The organism is Cellulomonas sp. NTE-D12, from assembly GCF_027923705.1.
GTDB lineage: Bacteria > Actinomycetota > Actinomycetes > Actinomycetales > Cellulomonadaceae > Cellulomonas.
Genome location: NZ_AP026442.1, coordinates 446,699 through 471,078, shown reverse-complemented (window position 1 = coordinate 471,078; position 24,380 = coordinate 446,699). Strand labels below are relative to the sequence as shown.

22 protein-coding genes and 1 riboswitch are annotated in these 24,380 nt (G+C 75.1%); of the genes, 9 read left to right on the top strand and 13 right to left on the bottom strand.

Features of this window, described 5'->3' with window-relative positions:
- Positions 1–3: 3 nt before the first annotated feature.
- The 4 genes from QMF98_RS02130 to purL all read right to left on the bottom strand — a co-directional run bounded on the left by QMF98_RS02130 (position 4) and on the right by purL (position 5,547).
- Positions 4–384 (bottom strand): sterol carrier family protein, encoded by a 381-nt coding sequence (locus tag QMF98_RS02130; protein WP_337974440.1) that lies wholly within the window; start codon positions 382–384, stop codon positions 4–6.
- A gap of 120 nt (positions 385–504) precedes the next feature.
- Positions 505–1,602, bottom strand: coding sequence for a ribosome small subunit-dependent GTPase A (gene rsgA / locus QMF98_RS02125; RefSeq protein WP_337974439.1), 1,098 nt, complete (start codon positions 1,600–1,602; stop codon positions 505–507).
- A gap of 63 nt (positions 1,603–1,665) precedes the next feature.
- Positions 1,666–3,150 carry an RNB domain-containing ribonuclease gene (locus QMF98_RS02120; protein WP_337974438.1) on the bottom strand — a complete coding sequence of 495 codons (1,485 nt, stop codon included), beginning with the start codon at positions 3,148–3,150 and terminating at the stop codon, positions 1,666–1,668.
- Between the two features lie 15 nt (positions 3,151–3,165).
- Positions 3,166–5,547: a phosphoribosylformylglycinamidine synthase subunit PurL gene (gene purL / locus QMF98_RS02115; RefSeq protein WP_337974437.1), complete on the bottom strand. Its 2,382-nt coding sequence runs from the start codon at positions 5,545–5,547 to the stop codon at positions 3,166–3,168.
- A 53-nt stretch (positions 5,548–5,600) separates the two neighbouring features.
- On the opposite strand from purL, the gene QMF98_RS02110 reads away from it, so the two are divergent.
- Complete coding sequence (locus QMF98_RS02110) at positions 5,601–6,347, top strand: rhomboid family intramembrane serine protease (RefSeq protein ID WP_337974436.1); 747 nt, start codon at positions 5,601–5,603, stop codon at positions 6,345–6,347.
- 85 nt (positions 6,348–6,432) lie between these two features.
- Here the strand turns inward: QMF98_RS02110 and QMF98_RS02105 are convergent, their stop codons facing one another.
- The gene (locus QMF98_RS02105) at positions 6,433–7,653 is read right to left on the bottom strand and encodes an AGE family epimerase/isomerase (RefSeq protein WP_337974435.1); all 1,221 of its coding nucleotides are present in this window, start codon (positions 7,651–7,653) and stop codon (positions 6,433–6,435) included.
- A 226-nt stretch (positions 7,654–7,879) separates the two neighbouring features.
- Here QMF98_RS02105 and QMF98_RS02100 point away from each other — a divergent pair, with 226 nt between their 5' ends.
- Positions 7,880–8,818, top strand: coding sequence for a DUF2599 domain-containing protein (locus QMF98_RS02100; protein ID WP_337974434.1), 939 nt, complete (start codon positions 7,880–7,882; stop codon positions 8,816–8,818).
- A gap of 47 nt (positions 8,819–8,865) precedes the next feature.
- Here the strand turns inward: QMF98_RS02100 and QMF98_RS02095 are convergent, their stop codons facing one another.
- Both QMF98_RS02095 and QMF98_RS02090 read right to left on the bottom strand, forming a co-directional pair.
- Positions 8,866–10,926: an acyl-CoA dehydrogenase family protein gene (locus QMF98_RS02095; RefSeq protein WP_337974433.1), complete on the bottom strand. Its 2,061-nt coding sequence runs from the start codon at positions 10,924–10,926 to the stop codon at positions 8,866–8,868.
- A complete protein-coding gene (locus QMF98_RS02090) occupies positions 10,923–11,654 on the bottom strand; it encodes a TetR/AcrR family transcriptional regulator (protein WP_490715638.1) in 732 nt (243 codons plus the stop codon). Before QMF98_RS02090 ends, QMF98_RS02095 begins: the two co-directional genes overlap by 4 nt.
- Positions 11,655–11,805: 151 nt before the next feature.
- Here QMF98_RS02090 and QMF98_RS02085 point away from each other — a divergent pair, with 151 nt between their 5' ends.
- Genes QMF98_RS02085 through QMF98_RS02075 form a run of 3 tightly spaced genes read left to right on the top strand, consistent with a single transcriptional unit; the run spans position 11,806 to position 15,633 of the window.
- The gene (locus tag QMF98_RS02085; RefSeq protein ID WP_337974432.1) at positions 11,806–13,182 is read left to right on the top strand and encodes an acetyl-CoA C-acetyltransferase; all 1,377 of its coding nucleotides are present in this window, start codon (positions 11,806–11,808) and stop codon (positions 13,180–13,182) included.
- A 1-nt stretch (position 13,183) separates the two neighbouring features.
- Positions 13,184–14,602, top strand: a complete 1,419-nt coding sequence (locus QMF98_RS02080; RefSeq protein WP_337974431.1) for a 3-oxoacyl-ACP reductase — start codon at positions 13,184–13,186, stop codon at positions 14,600–14,602.
- Positions 14,599–15,633, top strand: a complete 1,035-nt coding sequence (locus QMF98_RS02075; RefSeq protein ID WP_337974430.1) for a MaoC/PaaZ C-terminal domain-containing protein — start codon at positions 14,599–14,601, stop codon at positions 15,631–15,633. Before QMF98_RS02080 ends, QMF98_RS02075 begins: the two co-directional genes overlap by 4 nt.
- On the opposite strand, the gene QMF98_RS02070 is transcribed toward QMF98_RS02075, so the two are convergent.
- Together QMF98_RS02070 and QMF98_RS02065 are read right to left on the bottom strand one after the other, a co-directional pair.
- Positions 15,563–16,864, bottom strand: coding sequence for an APC family permease (locus QMF98_RS02070; protein WP_337974429.1), 1,302 nt, complete (start codon positions 16,862–16,864; stop codon positions 15,563–15,565). The genes QMF98_RS02075 and QMF98_RS02070 overlap by 71 nt on opposite strands.
- Entirely contained in the window at positions 16,865–17,440 is a 576-nt protein-coding gene (locus QMF98_RS02065; protein ID WP_337974428.1) for a GNAT family N-acetyltransferase, read from the bottom strand.
- 117 nt (positions 17,441–17,557) lie between these two features.
- On the opposite strand from QMF98_RS02065, the gene QMF98_RS02060 reads away from it, so the two are divergent.
- Positions 17,558–18,154 (top strand): pentapeptide repeat-containing protein, encoded by a 597-nt coding sequence (locus tag QMF98_RS02060; protein ID WP_337974427.1) that lies wholly within the window; start codon positions 17,558–17,560, stop codon positions 18,152–18,154.
- Positions 18,155–18,199: 45 nt separating this feature from the next.
- Here QMF98_RS02060 and QMF98_RS02055 read toward each other — a convergent pair whose 3' ends face one another.
- The gene (locus QMF98_RS02055; protein WP_337974426.1) at positions 18,200–19,573 is read right to left on the bottom strand and encodes an aminotransferase class V-fold PLP-dependent enzyme; all 1,374 of its coding nucleotides are present in this window, start codon (positions 19,571–19,573) and stop codon (positions 18,200–18,202) included.
- 31 nt (positions 19,574–19,604) lie between these two features.
- Positions 19,605–19,719: riboswitch (SAM riboswitch) on the bottom strand.
- A gap of 273 nt (positions 19,720–19,992) precedes the next feature.
- Between QMF98_RS02055 and QMF98_RS02050 the strand changes: the two genes are divergently transcribed.
- Positions 19,993–20,412 (top strand): rhodanese-like domain-containing protein, encoded by a 420-nt coding sequence (locus QMF98_RS02050; RefSeq protein WP_337974425.1) that lies wholly within the window; start codon positions 19,993–19,995, stop codon positions 20,410–20,412.
- Positions 20,409–21,671, top strand: a complete 1,263-nt coding sequence (locus QMF98_RS02045) for an O-succinylhomoserine sulfhydrylase (RefSeq protein ID WP_337974424.1) — start codon at positions 20,409–20,411, stop codon at positions 21,669–21,671. Before QMF98_RS02050 ends, QMF98_RS02045 begins: the two co-directional genes overlap by 4 nt.
- 70 nt (positions 21,672–21,741) lie before the next feature.
- On the opposite strand, the gene QMF98_RS02040 is transcribed toward QMF98_RS02045, so the two are convergent.
- On the bottom strand, positions 21,742–22,518 hold the full coding sequence (locus tag QMF98_RS02040) for a VIT1/CCC1 transporter family protein (protein WP_337974423.1): 777 nt from the start codon (positions 22,516–22,518) through the stop codon (positions 21,742–21,744).
- Between the two features lie 127 nt (positions 22,519–22,645).
- Here QMF98_RS02040 and QMF98_RS02035 point away from each other — a divergent pair, with 127 nt between their 5' ends.
- Positions 22,646–23,326, top strand: coding sequence for a DUF1345 domain-containing protein (locus QMF98_RS02035; RefSeq protein ID WP_337974422.1), 681 nt, complete (start codon positions 22,646–22,648; stop codon positions 23,324–23,326).
- 52 nt (positions 23,327–23,378) lie between these two features.
- Here the strand turns inward: QMF98_RS02035 and purQ are convergent, their stop codons facing one another.
- Positions 23,379–24,074, bottom strand: coding sequence for a phosphoribosylformylglycinamidine synthase subunit PurQ (purQ, locus tag QMF98_RS02030; RefSeq protein WP_337974421.1), 696 nt, complete (start codon positions 24,072–24,074; stop codon positions 23,379–23,381).
- Positions 24,074–24,358 carry a phosphoribosylformylglycinamidine synthase subunit PurS gene (purS, locus tag QMF98_RS02025; RefSeq protein WP_291761290.1) on the bottom strand — a complete coding sequence of 95 codons (285 nt, stop codon included), beginning with the start codon at positions 24,356–24,358 and terminating at the stop codon, positions 24,074–24,076. The genes purQ and purS overlap by 1 nt, the downstream gene beginning before the upstream one ends.
- Positions 24,359–24,380: the final 22 nt, after the last annotated feature.

The window sequence follows — 24,380 nt, the reverse complement described above, 5'->3', positions numbered from 1 at the left end:
GACTCAGGCGCGGGGGCGGGCAGCCTGGAGCGGCAGCCAGTCGGCGAGGTCGGCGCGGGCGCCCGACGCGTGCACCCTCCCCTGGGCGACGGCGTCCGTCCACGTCAGCGCACCCGTCGCGAGGCGGAGCCAGGTGTCGGGGTCGGTCTCGACGACGTTCGGCGGGGTGCCGCGGGTGTGCCGCGGGCCGGCGACGGCCTGCACGGCGCCGTCCGGCGGGACGCGCACCTCGACCGAGTTGCCGGGTGCGACGTCGGCCAGCTCCTCGAGGGTGAACCGGACCGCGGTGCGTCGGGCGCCCACCGGGACCTCGTCGGGCGCGGCGCGCCACACGGCGAGTGCCGCCCGCCCGTCGGCCGGATCCGTCCTGCGTCGTACCGCCACCCGGACATCCTGCCCCGGTCGCGGACGCGCGACCGCCCCGGGGCGAGCCCGGCCCCTTGCCCGACTTCCTGGCCCGACTTCCTGGCCCGGCTCCCTGACCCGACCACCGACGCCGCGGGCTCAGCGGCGACCGGTGCCGCGCCCCTCGACCCGGTCGCGCTCGCGGAGCGACCGGTGCACGTCACGGCTCCACTGCCGGACACGCGCGCGCTCCTGCGCCGCGAGGCGCGCGTCTGCCCGGCGAGCCTGGTGGGCGGCCTCGCGCGCGAGCCGACGCCACGACTCGAGGCGGCGCTCCGGCAGCTCGCCGTCCTCCACCGCGGCCAGCACGGCGCAGCCCGGTTCCGACAGGTGCGCGCAGTCCGCGAACCGGCAACGGGCCGCGAGCGCGACGACGTCGGCGAAGGTCTCGTCCAGCGCCTCGGCATCGGCCACGAGGCCGATCCCCCGCACGCCCGGGGTGTCGATCAGCAGCACGCCGTCGCCCAGGGGCACCAGCTCGCGATGGGTGGTGGTGTGCCGCCCGCGCCCGTCGGCACGGCGCTCGCCCGTCTCCATCACCGGGTGCCCGGCCAGGGCGTTGACCAGGGAGGACTTGCCGGCACCCGACGGGCCGACCATGACGAGGGTCGTCCCGGGACGCAGCAGGGCCCGCAGCCCCTCGAGGCCGGACCCGTCGACCACGCTGACGGCGTGCACCGGGGCGCCGGGGGCGACCGACGCGACCTCCGCCGCCATCGACGCGGCGTCCGGCACCAGGTCGGACTTGGTCAGCACGACCACCGGCTGGGCGCCGGACCGCCACGCGAGAGTCAGCAGACGTTCGACGCGACCGAGGGACGGGTCCGGGTCGAGGTGCTCGACGACGAGCACCACGTCGACGTTCGCCGCGAGCACCTGCTCCCGGGAGGTGGCGCCGGCGGTGTCACGGACCAGCGCGGTGCGGCGAGGCACGAGGTGGTGCACGTGCGGCTGGTCGCCGGGGGCCGACGCATCGAGGACCAGCACGTCGCCGACCGTCGGCGGCAGGCGGACGCCGTCCTGGTCGGCGACGAGGCCGTCGTGGTCGAGCGGGACGCGCACCGGAGCGGCTGAGTCCATCGTGTCGAGGGCCTGGTCGGCGCCCGGGTGTCGCTGGTCCGTCGGCCGCTGCGGCACGTCCGCGGGCACGACGAGGACGGCGCCGCGGTCGGCGCGCACCACTCGGACGGTGTCCATGCGACGACCGTAGGAGTGCGCCGACGGCGCGGGCGAGCGGATTTCGGCCGACTCGGGGGCCGGTCAGGGCAGCCGGAACAGCACGGTGCGCCGGGGCACCGACGCCTCGGCCAGCCGCGCGTGGACCGGCACGCCGAGCGGGAGGTCGGCACCGTCGTCGGCCTCGATCCGGGCCCGCACCGCCGGGTGCCGCACCACCAGCTCGCCGCGTGTCGGCTCGGCGTCCCGCCGGTCGACCACCACGCCGTCGAAGGTGCCACCCACCCGCGGCGCCAGCACCGCCGCCTCCACCACGTCGGTCCCCTCGCGGTCGTAGGCGGCGGCCCGCTGACCGGTGCGGCCCATCACCGACGGCAGAGCGGGCAGCGCCGCGCGGACCCACTCCGGCACCGCCGACCCCGCGCACGCCGCGATCGCGATCTCCGAGGCGTACCTGTCCGCGAGGCGGCGCAACGGTGCGGTGACGTGGGCGTAGGGCGCCGCGATGGCCGCGTGCCGGGCGGCGGACCCCGTCGGGGGTGCGGCACCGTCCGACCCGCCGAACGCGACGTAGCCCGCGCCGCGGAACAGCGAGGTCGCGGCATCGAGGAACGCGGCCTCCGCCGGGTGTGCCGAGTCCAGGCGCCGCAGCAGGTGCGGGTAGGGCTCGTCGGCGGGCCAGTCGACGTCGAGGGCCGCGGCCGTGCGGTGCAGCCGCGCGACGTCCCGGTCGTCCGCCGGCGGCATGGTGCGCAGCAGGCCGACGCCCGCGTCGAGCATCAGCCGGGCCGCGGCCATGCCGGTCAGCAACGACAGCTGCGAGTTCCAGCGCTCCATCGGCAGGACCGCCCGGAAGCTCGTCGTCCAGCCGCCGTGGCCGTCGGCGGCCACCTGCTGCTCCGGCACCGAGAGCGACACCCCGCCGCGGTCCCGTTCCGCCCGCTCGCGCAGCCGGCCCACCGCGCGCACCCCGACCAGCACGTCGGTCAGCGGCCCGGGTTCGTGCTCGTCGAGCATGCGCTGGGCCTGCGGGTAGGCCAGCTGCGCCCGGCTGCGCACCGTGGCGGGGCCGACGTGCACCGCGGCCGGCTCGCCGTCGGCTCCCAGGTCGAACCGCCACAGCACCGCCGGGCGTTCCTGGTCCGGGAGCAGGCTCGCGGCGCCCTCCGACAGGGACGTGGGGTGCAGCGGGACGGTGCCGTCCGGGCCGTAGCAGGTGGTGCCTCGCGCATGGGTCTCGGTGTCCAGGGCGCCTCCCGGGACGACGAAAGCGCCGACGTCCGCGATGGCGTAGTGCACGGTCCAGCCGTCACCTGCGGGTGCGACGTGCAGCGCCTGGTCGAGGTCCATCGAACCGGTCGGGTCGATGGTGAGCAGCGGCAGGTCGGTCGCGTCCACCCGCGCGACCGACCGACCCGGGACGTCCAACGGTCCCGTGCGCGCTGCCGTCGCCGCCTCGTCGGCCGCCGCCGCGGCGAACTCCGTGGGGATGCCCAGCTCGGCACGGACCTGCGCCAGCGCGGCTGCGACCTGGGCGTCCGCGAGGCGGGCGACGCGGGACCGGGGCACGGTCAGCCCCTCGCGTCAGCCGAAGTGGTGCGGCAGCGTGCCCTCGGACGCGGTCCGCAGCTCGGTGAGCGGGATGGTGAACAGGCCCTGCACCTCGACCGACGGCGCGTGCACGTGGTCGGAGGGGTCCACCGGCCAGCCGGCACCGGGGCTGCACGTCTCGGCGGTCTCGCCCAGCCGCAGCACCGGCACGCCGCGAGACGTGCACAGGTCGATCAGCCGGACCTCCTCCGAGCGCGGCACGGCGACCAGCACCCGGGCGGTGGACTCGGAGAACAGCGCCTCGAACGGCGTCAGCCCGTCCCGCGTGCACAACGGGTCCAGGTCCACCTGCACACCGACCCCGAAGCGGAGCGACGCCTCGACCAGACCCTGCGCGAGGCCACCCTCGGACAGGTCGTGCGCGGCGTCGACCAGGTGGTCGCGGGCGGCCTGGGCCAGCACCAGGGCGAGGCGGCGCTCGGCCTCCAGGTCCACCTTCGGCGGGGTGCCGCCGAGCTGGTGGTGCACCACGTCGGCCCACGCGGAGCCGTCGAGCTCCGGCCGGGTGGTGCCCAGCAGGTAGACGGCGTCCCCCGGGTTGGTCCAGCCGGACCGCACCGCGTCGGCCACGTCGTCCAGCACGCCGAGCACGCCGACCACCGGGGTCGGGTGGATCGCCTGGTCACCGGTCGTGTTGTAGAGCGAGACGTTGCCGCCGGTCACCGGGACCTCGAGGGCGACGCAGGCGTCGGCGAGGCCGTGGATCACCTGGACCAGCTGCCACATCGAGTCGGTCCGCTCGGGGCTGCCGATGTTGAGGCAGTCGGTGACGGCCAGCGGCTTGGCACCCGTCGTCGCGACGTTGCGGTACGCCTCCGCCAGCGCCAGCTGGGCGCCGACGTACGGGTCGAGCTGGGCGTAGCGGCCGTTCGCGTCGGTCGCCAGGGCGACCCCGAGACCCGTCGTCTCGTCGACGCGGACCACGCCGGAGTCGTCGGGCTGGGCGAGGGCCGTGTTGCCCTGCACGAAGCGGTCGTACTGGTCGGTGACCCACGCCTTCGACGCCAGGTTCGGCGAGGACACGAGCGCGAGGACGGTGTCGCGGAGCTGGTCGGGCGTCTCGGCGCGCGGGTAGCGCGCCTGGCCGTCGGAGGTGCTCACCGAGTCCGCGACCAGGGCGTCCTGCCAGTCCGGACGGGCGTAGGGGCGGTCGTACACAGGGCCCTCGTGCGCCACCGTCTTCGGGTCGACGTCGACGATGCGGGCGCCGAAGTGGTCGATGGTCAGCCGGCCGTCACCGGTCACCTCGCCGATCACCGCCGTCTCCACGTCCCACTTGCGCGTGATGGCGAGGAACTCGTCCAGCTTCTCGGGCCGGACGATGCCCATCATCCGTTCCTGTGACTCGGACATGAGGATCTCGCCCGCGGTCAGCGTGGGGTCGCGCAGCAGCACCTTCTCCAGGTCGACGTGCATGCCGGACCCGCCGTTGGACGCCAGCTCGCTGGTGGCGCAGCTGATGCCGGCGGCGCCGAGGTCCTGGATGCCCTCGACGACGTGCGCCGCGAACAGCTCCAGGCAGCACTCGATGAGCACCTTCTCCATGAAGGGGTCGCCCACCTGGACGCTCGGCCGCTTCGACGGCTTGGTGTCGTCGAACGTCTCGCTGGCCAGGATCGAGGCGCCGCCGATGCCGTCGCCGCCGGTGCGGGCGCCGAACAGCACCACCTGGTTGCCCACGCCCTCGGCGTTGGCCAGGTGGATGTCCTCGTGCCGCAGCACGCCCAGGCACAGGGCGTTGACCAGGGGGTTGCCCTGGTACGACGGGTCGAAGACGAGCTCGCCGCCGATGTTCGGCAGGCCCAGGCAGTTGCCGTAGCCGCCGACGCCCGACACGACGCCGTGCACCACGCGTGCGGTGTCCGGGTGGTCGACGGCGCCGAACCGCAGCTGGTCCATCACGGCGACGGGGCGGGCGCCCATCGAGATGATGTCCCGCACGATGCCGCCGACGCCGGTGGCCGCACCCTGGTACGGCTCGACGTAGCTGGGGTGGTTGTGCGACTCGACCTTGAACGTGACCGCCCAGCCGTCGCCGATGTCGACGACCCCGGCGTTCTGCCCGATGCCGACCAGCAGGTGCTCCCGCATCGCCGGCGTCTGGTTCTCGCCGAACGTCGACAGGTGCAGCTTCGACGACTTGTACGAGCAGTGCTCCGACCACATCACCGAGTACATGGCGAGCTCGGCGGCGGTGGGCCGACGGCCCAGGAGGTCACGGATGCGCGCGTACTCGTCGGGCTTGAGGCCCAGCTCGACGTACGGCTGCTCGAGGTCCGGGGTGGCGAGCGCGTGCTCCACCGTGTCGGACGTGGCGGCGGGACGGGGGGCCGGCGACTGCACGTGGCTGGTCATCGATCCCCGAGGATAGCCGGGCGGGTATGGAGACCCGTTGCTAGCGTCAGTGGGTGGTCATCCCTATCGCGGACGACAACAGCAGGCGCCGGACGACGCCCGGCATCACCTACCTGCTGGTCGCGGTGAACGTGCTGGTGTTCCTCGCCGTGGTGCGCGCGACGCCGACCGAGCAGGCGCGGCTGATGGCCACCTACGCGGCGGTCCCCCGCGCGGTCCTGCACGACGGACCCGCCGCCTGGCTCACGCTGCTGACCAGCATGTTCATGCACGCCGGCTGGCTGCACCTCGGCGGGAACATGCTGTTCCTGTGGATCTTCGGCGACAACGTCGAGGACGCGATGGGGCACCTGCGGTACCTCGGCTTCTACCTGCTGTGCGGCGTGGTCGCCGGGCTGACGCAGGTCGCCGTCGACCCGTCGGGGACCACCCCGCTGGTCGGCGCGAGCGGCGCCATCGCCGGCGTGCTCGCGGCCTACGTGGTGCTGTTCCCGCGCGGCATGGTGCGCACCATCGTGGTGCTGGTCCCGCCGCTGTTCGTCTGGCCGCTGCTGCCGGCGTGGCTGCTGATCGGCGGCTGGTTCTTCCTGCAGTTCTGGTCCGGGCTCAGCTCGCTCGGCGCGCTGGCGGCGGGCGGGGTCGCGTACTGGGCGCACGTCGGCGGGTTCATGCTCGGGGCCGTGCTGGCCAGGCCGTTCGCCCGGGCCGGCGGGGTGGAGCACCGGTTGGCGACCACGCGCCGCTACCCGCAGGACCTGTACCGGAACGACCCGTACGGGCGGCGGCCGCCGCGCTGGTGAGGGGCCTGGCCCGGCGCGCACCCGGAGACAGGTCCGGGTGCGGCGGGGACTCCCCCACCGCACCCGGAACTGACGTCGGGCAGGCTCAGGAGCGCACGAGCCCCTGCGCCACCGCGGTGGCCAGCGACGGCGCGAGCGGCAGGCGCGGGATCAGCGTGCACTGGGCGGCGTGGTACAGGTCCGCCTTGCCGGGCCAGACGGTGCCGGCCGGCTGGTTCTGCTCGTCGAGCTGGTGGAACCACGAGCCGTTGACGTGGTCGATCACGTACCGGTCGACGTAGTCCCACCACTGCGCGTAGCGCTGCGCGTACTGCTCGTCACCGGTGCGCTGGTGCAGCGCCGCCGCGGCGCCGATCGCCTCGGCGGCGACCCAGTGCATCCGGTCGGCCACGACGGGGGCGCCGGACCAGTCGGTGGTGTAGACGAAGCCGTCGGCACCGTCCGCCGCCCAGCCGTCGGCGACCGCGCGGTCGAACAGCGCGCGCGCCGCCTCGAGCCAGTCGGCGCCGGTGGCCCCGGAGGCCTCGAGGTGCAGCAGGAGGCGGGCCCACTCCAGGCCGTGGCCCACGGTGGCGCCGTACGGCTTGAACTTGTCGTCCCGCTGGTCGTCGTTGAACTCCGGCTGGGCGGTCCACGCCTCGTCGAAGTGCTCCGGCAGCCGCCAGCCGTTGCGTGCGGCGGCCGAGGCGGCGAAGGCGCCGATCCGGGCGGCGCGGTCCAGCCAGACGCGGTCGCCGGTGACGTCCGCCGCCGCGAGGAACGCCTCGACGGTGTGCATGTTGGCGTTGATGCCGCGGTACGGGTCGAGCGTGGTGAACGTGGTGTCCCACGTGTCGACGGCCTTGCCCGCGGCCTCGTCCCAGAACCAGCGCTCGTAGGTGGCCAGCGCGTCGGTCAGCAGCTCACGGGCACCGGCCAGGCCGGCGACGGTGGCCGACGACGCGGCGAGCACGACGAAGGCGTGGGCGTACGCGGTCTTGTCGGGGTCGGGGGTGCCGTCGGCGCCGACGCCGGGGTACCAGCCACCGTTCTGCGTGTCCCGCAGCGGGCCGGTCAGCCCCGCGAGCGCCGCCTCGGCGACCGGCCGGCTGCCCGGGATGCCCAGCAGCGTGCCGAGCGAGTACACGTGCACGGTGCGGCACGTGATCCACGTCTGCACCCCCTGCGCCGGCAGCGGCGTGCCGTCGTCGTCCAGCCAGTAGGCGCCCCCGCCCGGGGCGGGGGTGTGCCGGCCGAAGGCCAGCAGGGAGTTCAGGTGGCGGTCCAGCCATGCCAGGTGGCTCGGGACCGTGGGCCAGGCCCGCATCGTCAGCTCACTCCAGAGGTGTGTCGGGGCAGGGGCGCGGCGGTGGTGCCGCGCGGCGTCGGCCCGGGCGGCTCGGCGGGACCGTCCTCGGCCGCCACGGCGCGCCCGGCGGCCGCCTCCCCGCATTCTCGTCCACCGACGGCGCGGGGCGGGGGACCAGGGTGACGCCGCCCGGCGGACCGCCTGGCACCGGGTCCGTCCGCGCCCGCCCGGTTAGGGTGCCTGCGTGTCCAGCCACCGCGGGCCGAGCACGGACCGTCGCCGGCGGGTGCGCGCCGGCCGCGCGTTCGCCCTGGTCTGCGTCCTGGTCGGCCTCGCGGCGGGGTGCACGGCCGGCGACGCGGCCGGGCCGACCGACGCCCGACCCACGGGGGCCACGGCTGTGCCCGCGCCGACCGACCCCTCGGCGGCGGACGTCCGCACGAGGGGCGTGGCCCTGACCGCCAACGGCGTCAGCGCCGCCGCGGTCCCGGACACCTCCGTCACCGCCGACTCCAGCGCCGACCCTGACGGCTCCGTCCACCTGCACCTCGCGGTCAAGGTCGACACCGAGAGCGGGTCACCGACCACCGCCGCCACGAGCCCGACGACCACCGCACCGCCTGCCGTGCCGCTGGCCTGGCTGACCGGTCCGGCCGGCTCGACCGCCGCCGTGCTCGAGGACGGGTCCGCGGTGATCTCCGCCTCCGACGGGTCCTTCCTGATCGGGCTCAGCGCACCGACGCCGAGCGCGCGGTTCACCGTGGTCGGCACCCCCGCGGCCGTGCTGCGGATCGACCACGTCACCGCCAGCGGGCTCGGGGCCACGGCCACCGGCGGCCCGGTCACCACCTGGCTGTCCGGCAGCGCGGTGGTGGCAGCCACCTGGGGCGTGGCCGAGGGCGGTCGCTCGCTCGAGGTGACCCCGAGCGAGTGGGCCCGCACCGGCACGCTGGCCGCGCAGCAGGCGCTGTGGAGCCAGCTCGTCGCCCAGCACCCGGATGCGAACAGCCCGACGATGCACGAGCAGCTGCTGTGCCACGTGCTCGGCGCGGCCGGCAAGTCCACCTGGCACATCGAGCCGTGGCGGCCTCAGGTCGACGCGCTGACGATGCTGCGCACGCGGTGCAACCCGACGGCTGCCGACGTCGCCACCCCGCCTGCCCCGACCGCGGCCAACGGCTGACGGGCGGGGACCGGGGCGCGAGCCCTGCAGGTCCCCACCTCGCGGCCTCAGCCCCGCACGTGCCGCTCCGGCACCGCCGCCTCGCCCGACGCGCGCTGCGCCCGGTTCCACGCCCGGGCCTCGTCCTGCCGCACCTGTTCGGCACCGGACGCGATGGCTGCGCGCAGGTGCTCCGGTCCGTAGCCGAAGGCGTCCACCAGGTCCTGCGCGTGCGGACGCAGCCGCACCAGCAACCGGTCGATGTACGACGAGACGGTCCGCGCACGGCCCGCGGACAGCCGCCCGTGGATCAGGTACCAGGCGAGGTGCCGCTCCACGAGCGTGAGCCCGAACAGGTCCCGCAGCCGGGTGAGCACCCGGCGGGTGCCGGGGTCGTCGACGGTGGCCAGGGCCCGCGTGAACGCCTCCCACTGCACGCGCTCGGCGTGGGCACGGGCCGCCTCGATCAGCTCGTGCTGGTGGGCCTCGAACAGGGCCGCCGCCGCGGCCGGCGGCAGGCTGCGCGCGGGTGCGAGTGCGGCGGCGGCCTCGGCGACCATCGTCTCCACGCGGTCGGTCAGCAGCTGGCGCTGGGTGGACTCGTCGCGCAGCTGGCCCACCGAGCGGCGGGCGTCGCCGACGTCCGCGATCGTCTGGGCGGCGCGCACCAGCGGCGTGCGGTGCAGGGCGGCGTCTGCCGCCCGCTCGGCCACCAGCCGCGCCATGTCACCGGCGGAGTGCAGCTTGAGCCCCTTGGCGTAGTCGCCGAGCAGCCGCTTGGCCACCAGCTGGTACAGCACCGTGTTGTCGCCCTCGAACGTCACGTACACGTCGAGGTCCTGGTGCAGTCCGACGAGGCGGTTCTCGGCGAGGAAGCCGGCGCCGCCGCAGGCCTCGCGGCACGTCTGGATGGTGCGCATCGCGGCCCAGGTCGACGTCGGCTTCAGGGTCGCGGCCAGCGTCTCCAGGTCGGCACGGGTCGCCGGGGTGTCCGCCCGCCCGGAGAACACGTCGTCGAACGCCGCGAGCAGCTCCTCGTGGGCGTAGGTCGAGGCGTAGGCCTCCGCGACCAGCGGGAGCAGCCGGCGCTGGTGCTCACCGTGGTCCAGCAGCACCACCTCGTCGTCGTCCGCACCCGCGAACTGCCGGCGCTGGTTGGCGTAGGTGACCGCGATGGCGAGGGCGAGCTTGCTGGCGTTGGTGGCGGCGCCGTCCAGGGAGACCCGCCCCTGCACGAGCGTGCCCAGCATGGTGAAGAACCGCCGGCCCGGGTTCTCGATCGGCGAGCTGTAGGTGCCGTCCGCGGCGACGTCGCCGTACCGGTTGAGCAGGTCGCGGCGCGGCACGCGGACGTGGTCGAACCACAGGCGGCCGTTGTCGATGCCGTTGAGGCCGCCCTTGAACCCGTCGTCCTCACCGCCGACGCCGGGCAGGAACTCGCCGGTGACCGCATCGCGGATCGGCACGTAGAACGCGTGCACGCCGTGGTTGACCCGCTCGCCGCCGGGCGCCGCCGTGATCAGCTGCGCGAACACCACCGCGGCGGTGCCGTGGGTGGCGGCGTTGCCGAGGTAGTCCTTCCAGGCGCCGCGGAACGGCGTGTGGAGGACGAACTCCTGGGTGGCGGCGTCGTACTCGGCCGTGGTGCCGATCGAGGCGACGTCCGAGCCGTGGCCCGTCTCCGTCATCGCGAACGCGCCCGGCACCTGCAGGAACATCGCGTCCCGCAGCAGCCGCTCGTGGTGGTCGGCCGTGCCGAGGTGCAGGATCGCCGAGGCGAACAGGCCCCACTGCACACCGGCCTTGATCTGCAGGCTGGGGTCGCCGGCCACCAGCTCCTCGAACCGGGCCAGGCTGCCGCCGTGGTCGTCGGCGCCGCCGAGCGCCGTCGGGAAGGCCCGCAGCACGTCCGTCTCCGCGACCAGGCGGCGCAGCTGGGTCAGCACCCGCTCGCGGTGCTCGGCGTAAGGCTGGCCCTCGATCTTCTGGAAGGCCGGGTCGGCGACGATCGCCCGGGCGCTGCGGCGCAGGTCCGCGTAGCGGCCGAGCAGGTGCTGCTCCAGCGTCGGGACGTCGACGCGCGCGTCCGCGGTGCGGGCGGTGGCCGGACGTTCGGCGGTGGTGGTCATGAGGTCTCCTTCATCGTCGAAGTGCCTTCCTCGGGACGAGCTGCGGCGCCGGGGCGCACGACGAGGCCGACGGGGCCGGCCCACAACCAGGTGGAGACGCGGCCGGCGAGCTCGCCCCGGCTCGGTGCCGCGGGTTCGTGGCGGTGCAGCAGCCACCACTCCCCGGCGCCGCGGACGAAGCCGACGGCGCCGGCAGCCCATGCCGCGGCCAGTGCGGCCGCGCTGCCCGGTGAGTCGACGGACCGCGCGGCCACCTCGCGGGCGAACGGGCCCGCCACCAGGGCGGTCACCTGGTCGAGGAAGTGCTCCACCGACCCGTCGCGGGTGACGAACGCGTACACCGACGGCGAGGACTCGATCATCTCCAGGTACACGTCGACCATCGCGCGGAGCCCCTCGCGAGGCGTGCCGTGCGCGGCGAGCGCATCCGCGAGCGCGTCCCGGATGTCCCGCACGACCAGCTCGGCGACGGCCACCTGCAGCGCCGTCTTGTCGGCGAAGTACCGGTAGACGATCGACTTGGAGGTGCCGGCCGCCGCGGCGATCTCGTCCATGGAGATGTCCGGGCCGTCGTGGTGCACCGTGCGGCGGGCCGTCTGCACCAGCACCGCGCGCCGGGCCTCGCGGTGGTCCGCCCACCGGGTGGCGCGACCGTCCGCCGGTGGGGCGTCCTCGCCCACCGCCCGAAGGCCCGTCGTCGTCGACCGGGTCGGTTCACGACCACTCACGAAACCGACGGTATCAGGTACCATCGGTTCCGGACAGATCCAAGGGACAAAGGTCCCGCGCCGATGTCGGGACGGCGCGCCGCACCTCTGACCCGCGATCTCTGAGCCACCGCAGCAGGCCCATCAGTGACGATGCGAGAGGACTTCTCCCATGGCCCGCACCTCCCCGTCCCCCAGCTCTCCGTCCCCCAGCTCTCCGTCCCCCACGTCGCCGTCTGCCGCACGTCCGGCCTACGTGCTCGGCGGCAACCGGGTCCCGTTCGCCCGCGCCGGCGGCCCCTACGCCCATGCGAGCAACCAGGACCTGCTGACGGCCGCGCTCGACGGGCTCGTCGCCCGGTACGGGCTGCAGGACGAGGTGATCGGTCAGGTCGCCGCCGGTGCGGTGCTGAAGCACAGCCGCGACTTCAACCTCACCCGCGAGGTGGTGCTGGGCTCCGCGCTCTCGTCGCGCACCCCCGCGGTCGACCTGCAGGAGGCGTGCGCCACCGGCGTCGAGACCGTGCTGCTGCTGGCGAACAAGATCCGCCTCGGCCAGCTCGAGTCGGGCATCGCCGGCGGCGTCGACTCCGCGTCCGACGCGCCGATCGCGGTCAGCGAAGGGCTGCGGCGCGTGCTGCTCGACCTCTCCCGGGCGCGCACCGTCGGCCAGCGAGCCGCCGTGCTCGCCCGGCTGCGACCGAAGGACCTGACCCCCAACCCGCCGCGGGTCGACGAGCCGCGCACCGGCCTGTCGATGGGCGAGCACCAGGCGCTGACCACCGCCGAGTGGGGCATCACGCGCGAGGCGCAGGACGAGCTGGCGCTGGCCAGCCACCGCAACCTCGCCGCTGCCTGGGACAGCGGGTTCTTCGACGACCTGGTCACCGGCTACCGCGGGCTCGCACGGGACGCGAACCTGCGCACGGACACGTCGCTGGAGAAGCTGGCCGGCCTGCGGACCACGTTCGGCAACCACCTGACCGCCCCCGCGACCATGACGGCCGGCAACTCGACGCCGCTGACCGACGGCGCCTCGACGGTGCTGCTGGGCTCGGCGCAGTGGGCTGCCGACCACGGCCTGACGCCGCTCGCCGCCGTGGTGGACGCCGAGGTCGCCGCCGTCGACTTCGTGCACGGGGAGGACGGGCTGCTGATGGCCCCTGCCTACGCGGCGCCGCGGCTGCTCGCCCGGCACGGGCTGACGCTCGACGACCTGGACTACGTGGAGATCCACGAGGCGTTCGCCTCCACCGTGCTGACGATCCTGGCGGCGTGGGAGTCGGAGCAGTTCGGGCGGGAACGGCTGGGTCTGCCCGGCGCGTTCGGGTCGGTGAAGCGGGAGCGGCTGAACGTGCACGGGTCGTCGCTGGCGGCCGGGCACCCGTTCGCCGCGACCGGGGGGCGGATCGTGGCGAGCACCGCCAAGGATCTGCACGCCCGGCACGTGGCGCAGGTCGCCGCGGGCGACGACTCCCCGGTGCGGGCGCTGGTGACGGTGTGCGCCGCCGGTGGGCTCGGTGTCGCCGTGCTGCTCGAGGCGGCGTGACATGCCGGACACCTACCTGCAGCTGGTGAACAGCGGTCCGACGGCCACGATGGCCAAGCGGTTGGGGCTGCCGCGGCCCGCCGTGCTGCGGCGCTACACCCCCGGCGCGCCGCTGGTCGACGGGCCCGTGCTGGTGCTGGGCCGCGGGGACGACGCCGATGCGCTGGCGCGGCTGCTGTCCGGGCCGGCGGGCGGCGTGGCGCCCGGGGCCGGGGCGGAGGCCCGCTCAGCCGCCGCCGGGATGCCGGCCGTGCTCGACGGCTGGGACCTGGAGGTGCACCGGCACCCGGCGCCGGACGTCCGGTACGGCGCCGTCGTCCTGGTGCTCACGGCCGTCGAACGTCCGGACCAGCTGACCGAGCCGGTGCTCGCTGCGGCGGGTCCCGTGAAGGGACTGCGCAGCGGTGGCCCGGTGGTCACGGTGTCCCGGGCGGCCACCGCGGACGACGCCCCGGCGGTCGCCGCAGCCCGGCAGGGGGTCGACGGCCTGCTGCGGTCGCTGGCCAAGGAGCTGCGCGGCGGGTCCACCGGCAACGGCGTGGTGCTGACCGGCTCGGTGCCGGTCACGGCGCCGAGCGCCGTGGCCGCGCTGCGGTTCTTCCTGTCCCGGCGGTCGGCCTTCGTGGACGGTCAGCTGCTCGCGGTGGACTCGACCGCCGGCACGCTGCCGGCCGACTGGGAGCGGCCGCTGGACGGCCGGGTGGCCGTGGTGACCGGCGCTGCGCGCGGCATCGGCGCGGCGATCGCCCGGACGCTGGCCCGCGACGGCGCGCACGTGGTCGCGGTGGACGTGCCGGCCGCCGGTGAGCAGCTGACGGCGGTGGCCAACAAGGTGCGCGGCACCGCGCTGCAGCTGGACGTGACGGCTGCCGACGCCGGGGAGCGGATCCTCGAGCACGTCCGCGCCCGGCACGGCCGGCTGGACGTGATGGTGCACAACGCCGGGATCACCCGCGACAAGCTGCTGGTCAACATGGCGCCCGACCGCTGGTCGTCGGTGCTCGCCGTCAACCTCGAGTCGCAGCTGCGGATCAACGAGGCGCTGCTGACCAGCGGCGACTTCACCGATGAGCCGCGCATCGTCGCCACCGCCTCGACGTCCGGCATCGCCGGCAACCGCGGCCAGACCAACTACGCCACCTCCAAGGCCGGCGTGATCGGCATGGTCCGCGCCACCGCTCCCCTGCTGGTGCCGTTCGGCGGGACGGCCAACGCCGTGGCCCCCGGGTTCATCGAGACGGAGATGACGGCGCGGATCCCCGCGCTGACCAGGCAGGTCGCGCGACGGCTCAACTCGCTGCAGCAGGGCGGCCTGCCGCAGGACGTCGCCGAGGCGGTCGCCTTCCTCGCCTCGCCGGCAGCCGGCGGCATCGTCGGACGGACGCTTCGGGTGTGCGGGCAGAACCTGGTGGGCCAGTGACCGGGGCGCTGCGGACCGTCGAGCTGCCGACGGTGCCACCGCTCGGCGACTCGTACCGGCACGCGTTGACCGCGGCCGCGGCCGGTGCGGTGTCGCGTCGCGCCGGGCGAGCTGGCCGGGGCGGCGCGACGACGACGCTGCCCGACGTCACGCTCAGCACCCACGGCGTGCAGGCCGACGCCGAGCGGCTCACCGCGTACCAGCACCTGGTGGGCGAGCCCGGAACGGACGTGCTGCCCGCGGGCTTCGTGCACGTGCTGGCGTTCCCGGTCGCGACCGCCCTGATGGTTCGCGACGACTTCCCGCTGCCGCTGCTGGGGCTGGTGCACGTCGCCAACCGCGTCGAGCAGCGGCAGCCGCTGCGGCTCGGGCAGGAGCTGGCCGTGCGGTCGTGGGCCGCCGGGCTGCGCGCGCACCGGTCCGGGACGCAGGTCGACCTGGTCAGCGAGGTGACAGCCGACGGGGTCACCGCGTGGCGCGGGGTGTCGACGTACCTGGCCAAGGGGGTGCGGCTGGCCGGGTCGGCCGGGCCCGCGTCGGAGCCGGGCTCGGTCCCGGCCCCTGCCTACGACGACGGCTCCGGCGACGGCTCCGGCACGGACGAGGCCACCGACCGCCGGCCGTTCGAGCCGCCCGTCCCCACCGCCACCTGGCGGCTGCCCGCGGACACCGGCCGCCGCTACGCGGCCGTCTCCGGCGACGTGAACCCGATCCACCTGTGGGCACCCGCCGCCCGGGCGTTCGGCTTCCACGGCGCCATCGCGCACGGCATGTTCACCGCCGCGCGGGCGCTGGCCACCGTCGGCGCCGTCCGCGGGGAGTCGTTCACCTGGTCGGTCGACTTCGCGGCGCCCGTGGTCCTGCCGACCACCGTCGCGGTGCGCGTGGCGCGCAGCGACCCCGCCACCGCCACCGCCACCGCCACCGGCACCGGCACCGGCACCGGCACCGGCCACGACCTCACCGTGTGGGACCCGCGCCGACGTCGTCCCCACCTGACCGGCTCGGTCCTCCCGCTGCCGACCGCCTGAGCCGCACGGCGACCGCCCGCACCGCGGACCCGACCGCCAGCACCCCGACACCAGCCGCCACCGCCCACCCGGGCAGCGCGGTCGCGAGCGCCAGGCACCCGACCAGGCCCACCACCGGCACCCATCGCGGTGCGAGCCGGTCGGCCGCCGGCTGCGTCCAGGCCGCCGCATGGCCGATGCCGTAGTAGAGCAGCACGCCGAAGGACGAGACCACCAGCACGCCCGTCAGGTCGACCGTCAGCGTGAGCACCACCACCGTCGCGCCGACCACCAGCTCGGCCAGCCACGGCGCCCGCGAGCGCCCGCCGACGGCGGCCCAGCGGCGCGGCAGGTCACCCTCCCGAGCCATGGCGAACGCCGTGCGGCTCACCCCGGCGAGCAGCGCGAGCAGCGCGCCCCCGGCCGCCGCGACCGCGGCCACCCGCACGGTCGGCACCAGCCAGCCGGCGGTCGCCGTGGCCGTGTCGAGCACCGGCGCCCGGGACCCCGCCGCGCCGTCGACGCCGAGGACGTGCAGCACCGCGACCGCCACGGCCAGGTAGCCGACCGCGACCAGGGCGAGCGCGATGCGGATGGCCCGCGGGATCGTCGTGCGGGGCCTGCGCACCTCCTCGCCGAGCGTGGCGACGCGCGCGTACCCCGCGAAGGCGAAGAACAGCAGCGCCGCGCCCTGCAGCGTGCCGCGCACCCCACCGGGCAGACCGTGGGGAAGCACGTCCCCCGGCAGCGTGTCGGCGTGCCGACGCAGGGCGACGACGACGACCGCGACCAGCACCACCACCGCGACGGCGAGCAGCAGCCGCGCCGCCGCCGCCGTCCGGGAGACCCCCGCGAGGTTGACCGCGACCAGCACGACGACGATCAGCGCGGCCACCGGCCTGTGCCACGCCGTCGGAACCAGGTACGCCGCCACCGTCCCCGCCATCACCGCGCACGAGGCCGTCTTGCCCAGCACGAACGCCAGCCCCGCAAGGAACCCGGGCCACTGGCCGAGCCGCTCCCGGCCGTACGCGTAGACCCCTCCGGCGCGTGGCAGCACCGCCGCCAGCTGAGCGGTCGACGTCGCGTTGGCCCACGCGACCAGGGCCGCCACCACCAGGGAGACCAGCACCCCGCCGTGCGCCGCGGCCGTCGCCGGGCCCAGCACCACGAACACACCGGCGCCGAGCATCGACGACAGCCCGATCACGACAGCATCGGTGGTGCCGAGCCGACGGTCGAGCGTCGGCACCTACGCCAGCCCCAGGCGCTGCTCCAGACCGGCCCGCACCGCCGGCCACTCGTCGGCCAGCACCGAGAAGTAGGCGGTGTCCCCGCGGCTGCCGTCGGGTCGAACGCGGTGGCTGCGGAGCACGCCCTCGGCCGTCGCGCCGAGCCGCAGGATCGCTCCGATCGACCGGGAGTTGGCCGTGTCGGCGCGCAGGGCGACGCGCGCGAGGCCCCAGTCGTCGAAGCCCTGGCTGAACAGGGCCAGCTTGCAGGCGGGGTTCACGGTGGTGCCCCACACCCGGCGCGCGTAGTAGGTGAACCCGATCTCGGCGCGGGCGGCGGTGAGCGTCACGTCGTACAACGAGGTGCTGCCGACCACCGCACCGCTGGACTGCTCGACGACGGCGAACGCGTACCGGCCCGGATCGGCGTCGGCGGCCGCGATCAGGTCCAGCACGTCGTCCGGCGTGCGCGGGACCGGGCTGCTCATCCCGCGCCACATCGGCTCGTCGACCAGCGCGGCGAGCGCGGGGGCGTGCACGTCGGCCAGCGGGACGAGCAGGACACCGGGCGCGGTGAGGACCAGGGAGTGGCGCACATCGCGATGCTGCCATCCGCCGCCCACACCCCGCACCGGGGCTCCCGTCGACCCGTGGCCCCTCGACGCCGGCGGGTCCCGGTCGGTCACCCCGCGCGGGCGTGGGACGGTGGTCGCGTGAGGCCCCAGCCGCTCTCCCCCGGTGCCGACCTGGACGGCGTGGACCTGGCGGACGTCGACCTGTCCGGCGCCGACGGGCACGACGCCCGCGTCCTGGAGTGCACGTTCACCGCCTGCCGGCTGGACGGGGTCCGCCTCGACGGCGCCCGGCTGGTGGACACGTCCTGGTCACGGGTGCGCGCCGACGAGCTCAGCCTGGCGCGCACCACCTGGTGGGACGGCACCCTGACCGACTGCCGGCTCGGCGCCGTGCAGGCCTACGGGTCGTCGTGGACGCGGGTGACCCTCCGCGGCGGGAAGGTCGACTACCTGAACCTGCGTGAGTCCGAGCTGGTGGACGTGGTGCTCGACGGTTGCGTGGTCGACGAGCTCGCGCTGGGGGGGGCGACCGTCCGGCGGCTCGAGCTGCGCGGCTGCACGGTTCGCCGGCTCGACGTGACGGCGGCCCGGCTGGTGGACGTCGACCTGCGCGGCCTCACCGGGTTGCAGCACATCGAAGGTGTCGCCGGGCTGGCGGGGTCGACCATCACCGGCGACCTGCTGCTGGAGCTGGCCCCGGCGCTCGCGGAGCAGCTGGGCATCCGGGTCGACTGAGCGATCCGGGGTCCCGACGAGCGGGCGAGGGCCCGACGAGGCAGGTCAGACGGCCGGGCCGCAGGCCGCCGCCGCGGTGGCCGCCAGGTGGTCCAGCCCCGGCACGTCGAGCAGCGGCCGCGGGTCGTCGGCCACCGTCCAGCACCCGTCCACCACCGTGTACTCCGCCGCCGGCCCCTCCACCAGCAGCCGGTCCAGGGCCGTGACCAGGCGGTCGACCGCCTCGCTCGTCGTCCCCACGCCCACCGACGCGCGCACCGCACCGTCCGACGCGGACAGGTGCGCCAGCAGCGGGTGCGCGCAGAACCGCCCGTCCCGCACGCCGATGCCGTGCTCGGCGGACAGCACCGCGGCGACCAGCCCCGGGTCCAGGTCCGCCACCGTGAAGCTGACCACGCCGACCGGGTCCTCCGAGTCGGGCCAGACGCGCAGCACCCGCACCCCGGGCAGCGCCTCGAGCCCCGCCACCAGCCGGGACCGCAGCGACTCCTCGTGCGCCGTCAGCTCCCCGGCCGGCAGGGCGACCAGCGTCTGGCACGCCTCGGCGAGCGCCACCGCGCCCAGCACGTTGGGCGAGCCCGCCTCGTGGCGCGCCGGTGCCGGCTGCCACAACGTCCGGTCCGGCCGCACGTCCCGCACGGCACCGCCGCCCGCCAGGTACGGCGTGCCCGCGTCGAGCCAGTCGCGCTGACCCACCAGCGCACCGGCACCGAACGGCGCGTACGTCTTGTGCCCGGAGAAGGCGACGTAGTCCGCGCCGCTGGCCGCCAGCGAGAACCCACGGTGCGGCACCAGCTGCGCGCCGTCGACCGCCACCCGGGCACCGGCCTGGTGCGCCGCGTCCACCACGGCGTCCAGCGGCAGCGCCTCGCCGGTGACGTTCGACGCCCCCGTGACGGTGACCAGGGCGTACTCGTTGGCCGCGAGCTCGGCACGCAGCGCGTCGAGGGTCGCCGCGACGGTGGCCGCCACCGGCAGGATCGTGGTGCGGTGGCGGGCGCGGGCGGCGTGCACCCACGGCAGCAGGTTGGCGTGGTGCTCCACGTCGAGCACCAGCACCGGGCCGGGCACCACTCCGGCCAGCAGGTTCAGGGAGTCGGTGGTGTTGCGCGTGATGATCGCGACGTCGTCGGCCCGCGCCCCGACGAAGGCCGCGACGGTGGACCGCGCCGACTCGTACAGGGCGGTGGACACCTGGGACAAGTAACCGGCACCCCGGTGCACCGAGGCGTACAGCGGCAGCACGTCGGCGATCCGGTCCGCCACCGACTGCAGCGCAGGGGCGCTCGCGGCGCAGTCGAGGTTGGCGTAGACGGCGCTGCTGCCGTCCACCAGCGGCACCAGGGTGTCGGCCCCGACGACGGGCAGCAGGGCGGGGATGTCGGTGCAGACGGGCGAGGTCTCGAGCACGCTGGTCATGGCAGTCCTCCGGCGGGAAGGACCTCGGCGAGGTCCGCGCTTGCCGCCCGCCGGACGGCGGACGGCCTGGTCGTCACCCGGGGCACCCCGCCGCGGAGGGAGGGTTGCCGGCCAGCGAGCCGGGGCTTGCACGCCGCCTGCGGACCCGTGCGGGGTCCCAGCCGGCGCTCGCTGGCGCTCATGACCGAGACGAGGTTCGGCGGCGGCTGGGCCCGCTGTCAACCGCCGACGGCCGTCTATCTCGCCATGCAAGACACTTCGTCCGCGCACTGGGACGGCCCTCGGAGCGAGGCATAGCATCGCGCCACCATCCAGAGCGGCCGAGAGACCCGGATCGACGACGCCGCAGCAACCCGCGGACCACGCCCCACGGCGCGGACCGGACACGGGTGCTACCGCCGGGACCGATGGAGGAGCACATGAGCGACATCGACGACCTGACCCCGCGCGAGGCCTGGGACCTGCTCGCGTCCGACGAGCGTGCCGTGCTGGTCGACGTCCGCACGGCCGGCGAGTGGCAGCAGATCGGCGTGCCGGACACGGCGGACCTGGGCCGCGAGCCCGTGTTCGTCGAGTGGCTGAGCGGGACCACGCACGCGGTGAACCCGCAGTTCCTCGACCAGCTGGCGCTGGCCGGCGTGCAGCCCGGTGACGGCCGGGACCTCGTGTTCCTGTGCCGGTCGGGCGTGCGGTCCGTCGCCGCGGGGCTCGCGGCGCAGGCCGCCGGCTACGGTCCCGTGCACAACGTGCTGCAGGGCTTCGAGGGCGACGTCGGCCCGGACGGGCAGCGTGGCCACACGGGCTGGCGCGCCGACGGCCTGCCGTGGCGGCAGGCGTGAGCCGCCGGGTCCCGGGACCTGCCGACTGGGACGACCGCCGGGTGGACCGGGCCGGGCTGCGGCCCGACACGCTCGCCGTGCGCGGCGGCCTGGTGCGCTCGGGTTTCGACGAGACGTCCGAGGCGCTGTTCCTCACGCAGGGCTACGTCTACGAGCGGTCGGCGGACGCCGAGGCGGCCTTCGCCGGTGAGGCCGACCGGTTCCAGTACTCCCGCTACGGCAACCCGACGGTGTCGACGTTCGAGGAGCGCCTGCGCCTGCTCGAGGGTGCCGAGGCGGCGGTCGCCACGTCCAGCGGCATGTCCGCCGTGTTCACCACGCTCGCCGCGCTCGTCTCGTCGGGCTCCCGGATCGTCGCCGCCCGCGCCCTGTTCGGCTCGTCGATCGTGATCTTCGACGAGATCCTCGCCCGCTGGGGCGTGCGGACCGACTACGTCGACGGCCACGTGCCGGAGCAGTGGGAGGCCGCGCTGGCCACCCCTGCCGACGTCGTCTTCTTCGAGACGCCGTCCAACCCGATGCAGGACCTGGTCGACATCGCCGCGGTGTCCGCCCTGGCGCACGCCGCCGGCGCCGTCGTGGTGGTCGACAACGTCTTCGCCACCCCGGTCTTCTCCCGCCCGCTCGAGCACGGCGCCGACGTGGTGGTCTACTCCGCCACCAAGCACATCGACGGGCAGGGCCGGGTGCTCGGCGGGGCGATCCTCGGGTCGACGGAGCTGCTGCACGGTCCCGTCCGCACCCTGATCCGCAACACCGGTCCGTCGCTGTCGCCGTTCAACGCCTGGGTGCTGCTCAAGGGGCTCGAGACGATGTCGCTGCGGGTGCGCCACCAGGCCGCGTCGGCGCTGCGCCTCGCGGAGTGGCTGGAGCAGCACCCGGCCGTCGCCGGCGTCCGCTACCCGTTCCTGCCGTCGCACCCCCAGCACCAGCTCGCGCTGGCGCAGCAGACGGGCGGCGGCACCGTGGTGACGTTCGAGCTGGCGGTGCCGGAGGGTGCCGGTGGGGACGAGGCCAAGCGCCGCACGTTCGCGGTGCTGGACGCCCTGCGGGTGATCGACGTGTCCAACAACCTCGGCGACGCCAAGTCGATGGTCACGCACCCGGCGACGACGACGCACCGCAAGCTCGGTGCCGCCGGGCGCGCGGCGGTGGGCATCGCCGAGTCGACGGTCCGCCTGTCCGTCGGCCTGGAGGACGTGGACGACCTGGTCGACGACCTGTCCCAGGCGCTCGACGCCGCCGGCTCCGCGGGCTGACCGGGCGGCTGACAGACCGGTCGCCCGGCGAGCGGTGGCGTGACCCCCGCGGATCGTCCCGCGGGGCGGGTCAGGCCACCGTCGTCCCGAAGATCTTGCCGACGGCGTAGGTGATCGCCATGGTCAGGATGCCCATGCCGACGTTCCGCAGGATCGCCCGACCCTCGGGCGCCTTGCCGAGCCGGGCGCTGAGGAACCCGGTGAGGATCAGCCCGAGGATCACCGCGCCGACGGTCGCCCACACCCGCGCACCGTTGATCGGCAGCAGGATCACGACCAGCGGGATCAGGGCGCCCACCGCGAACGAGATGAACGACGACCCGGCGGCGTGCCACGGGTTCGTCAGGTCGTCCGGGTCGAGGCCGAGCTCCGTCTCCGCGTGCGCCCGCAGGGCGTCGTTCCTGGTGAGGTCGCGCGCCACCTCCTCGGCGACCCGCCGCGAGATGCCCTTCGCCTCGTAGAGGCGCGTGAGCTCCTCGAGCTCCTCGTCCGGCATGTTCTCCAGCTCCCAGCGCTCCTTGGTCAGCAGCGCCTTCTCGGTGTCGCGCTGGGTGCTGACGGACACGTACTCGCCGCCGGCCATCGACAGGGAGCCGGCGACCATGCCGGCGATGCCGGCGGTGGCGATGGCAGTCACCGACGTGGTCGCGCCGGCGACGCCGATGACGATGCCGGCCGTGGAGACGATGCCGTCGTTGGCGCCCAGCACCCCGGCGCGCAGCCAGTTCAGCCGCGAGCCGACGTTCGCGTCGTGCGGCTCCTCGTGCAGCTCGGCGGGCTCCTGACCGTCAGCCGTGGGCTGGGTCGGCTGCGGGGCGGACGACGTCGACTCGGGCGCATCGGTCATGGCGACTCCAGGGTGAAGGGGTGACGGCCACCGGCACGGCGGCCCTGCTCACGACTCTAGGCCGGTCGCCAGCCCGGCACCCGGCCCGCCGCGGGCCGCGCGGGCCGGCAGGCGGTTGACTGCTCCCATGGCCGACCACCACTCCACGGATCCCGCTCAGAGCCGCCGCCTGCGCCGGCTCAGCGGGTGGCTCGACGTGCGCCCCGGTATCCGGATCGCAGTCTCCGCCGTCGCGGGCGTCGCCGTGGGCCTGGCGCTCACGTGGAGCTCGGCCGTGGCGGCCCTGATGGGCGCCTGGGCGACCACCGGCCTCCTGTCGACCCTGTGGACGTGGCTGGTGATCGTGCCGATGAACGCCACGGAGACCGCCGCGCACGCCACGCGCGAGGAGCCGGAGCGGATCGCGGCGCACGTCATCGTGTTCACGGCGGCGATGGCGAGCCTGTCCGGGGTGGTCCTGGTCTGGACCGGCGCCGAGAAGAAGGCCGGCGCCCTCGGCATGGCCACGGTGCTGGCGGCGATCTTCGCGTCGTGGGCCGCGATCCACACGATGTTCGCGCTGCGCTACGCACGGATGTACTACACCGGCCCGGACGGCGGCATCGACTTCCACCAGAGCGAGCCGCCCTGCTACACCGACTTCACGTACATCGCCGTCACGGTCGGGATGAGCTTCGCGATCTCGGACACCGACCTCAAGGCGTCGGCGTTCCGCCGCACCGCGCAGGTGCACGCCCTGCTGTCCTACCTGTTCGGCACCGTGATCCTGGCGCTGCTGGTCAACCTGGTGGCGGGGCTGTCGAAGTAGCGCCCGGGCAGCCGCACGCGGCCGCGTGACAGCGGCCCCGCACCCAGCGGCGTCAGCCGACGAGCGTGTGCAGCACCGAGGTGAAGAACCGCATCCCGTCGGTCCCCGTCCGCGGTCCGCGTGCACCGTCCGGCCCGAAGCCTGGCTCCACCGCATGCTCCGGGTGCGGCATCAGGCCGACGACGTTGCCCGCCGCGTTGCAGATGCCGGCGATGTCCCGGCGAGAGCCGTTGGGGTTCCAGCCGCGGTAGCGGAACACCACACGGCCCTCCCCCTCGAGCTCGTCGAGCGTGTGCTCGTCCGCGACGTACTGCCCGTCCTGGTTCTTCAGCGGGACCGTGATCACCTCGCCGCGCGTGTACTCGCGCGTCCACGGGGTGTCGACGTTCTCCACCTCGAGCTGCTGCTCCCGGCACACGAAGTGGAGGTGGTCGTTCTTCACCATCGACCCGGGCAGCAGGTGCGCCTCGGTGAGCACCTGGAACCCGTTGCAGATGCCCAGCACCGGCATCCCCTTGCCGGCGGCCTCGACGATCGACGTCATCACCGGCGCGAACCGGCTGATCGCCCCGGCGCGCAGGTAGTCGCCGTAGGAGAAGCCGCCCGGCAGCACCACGGCGTCCACGCCGTGCAGGTCCTCGTCGGCGTGCCACAGCGGCACCGCCTCCGCACCCGACAGCCGGACGGCACGGGCGGCGTCCCGGTCGTCGAGCGTCCCGGGGAACGTCACCACACCGATGCGCGTCATCAGGCGTCGGCCCCTGCCGCGGTCGACGAGCCCTCGGCCTCCGCGTCGGCCACGTTGACCACGTCCTCGATCACCGGGTTGCTCAGCACCTGGCGCGCGGCCTCGGCCGCCGCCTCGAGCACCTCGGGCGTCACCGGCCCGTCGACCTCGAGCTCGAACCGCTTGCCCTGCCGCACCGAGACGAACTGGGCGAACCCGAGCCGCGGCAGTGCGCCGGCGACGGCCTTGCCCTGCGGGTCGAGGATCTCGGGCTTCGGCATGACGTCGACGACGACGAGTCCCACAGCAGCTCCAGACGGGCGTGGC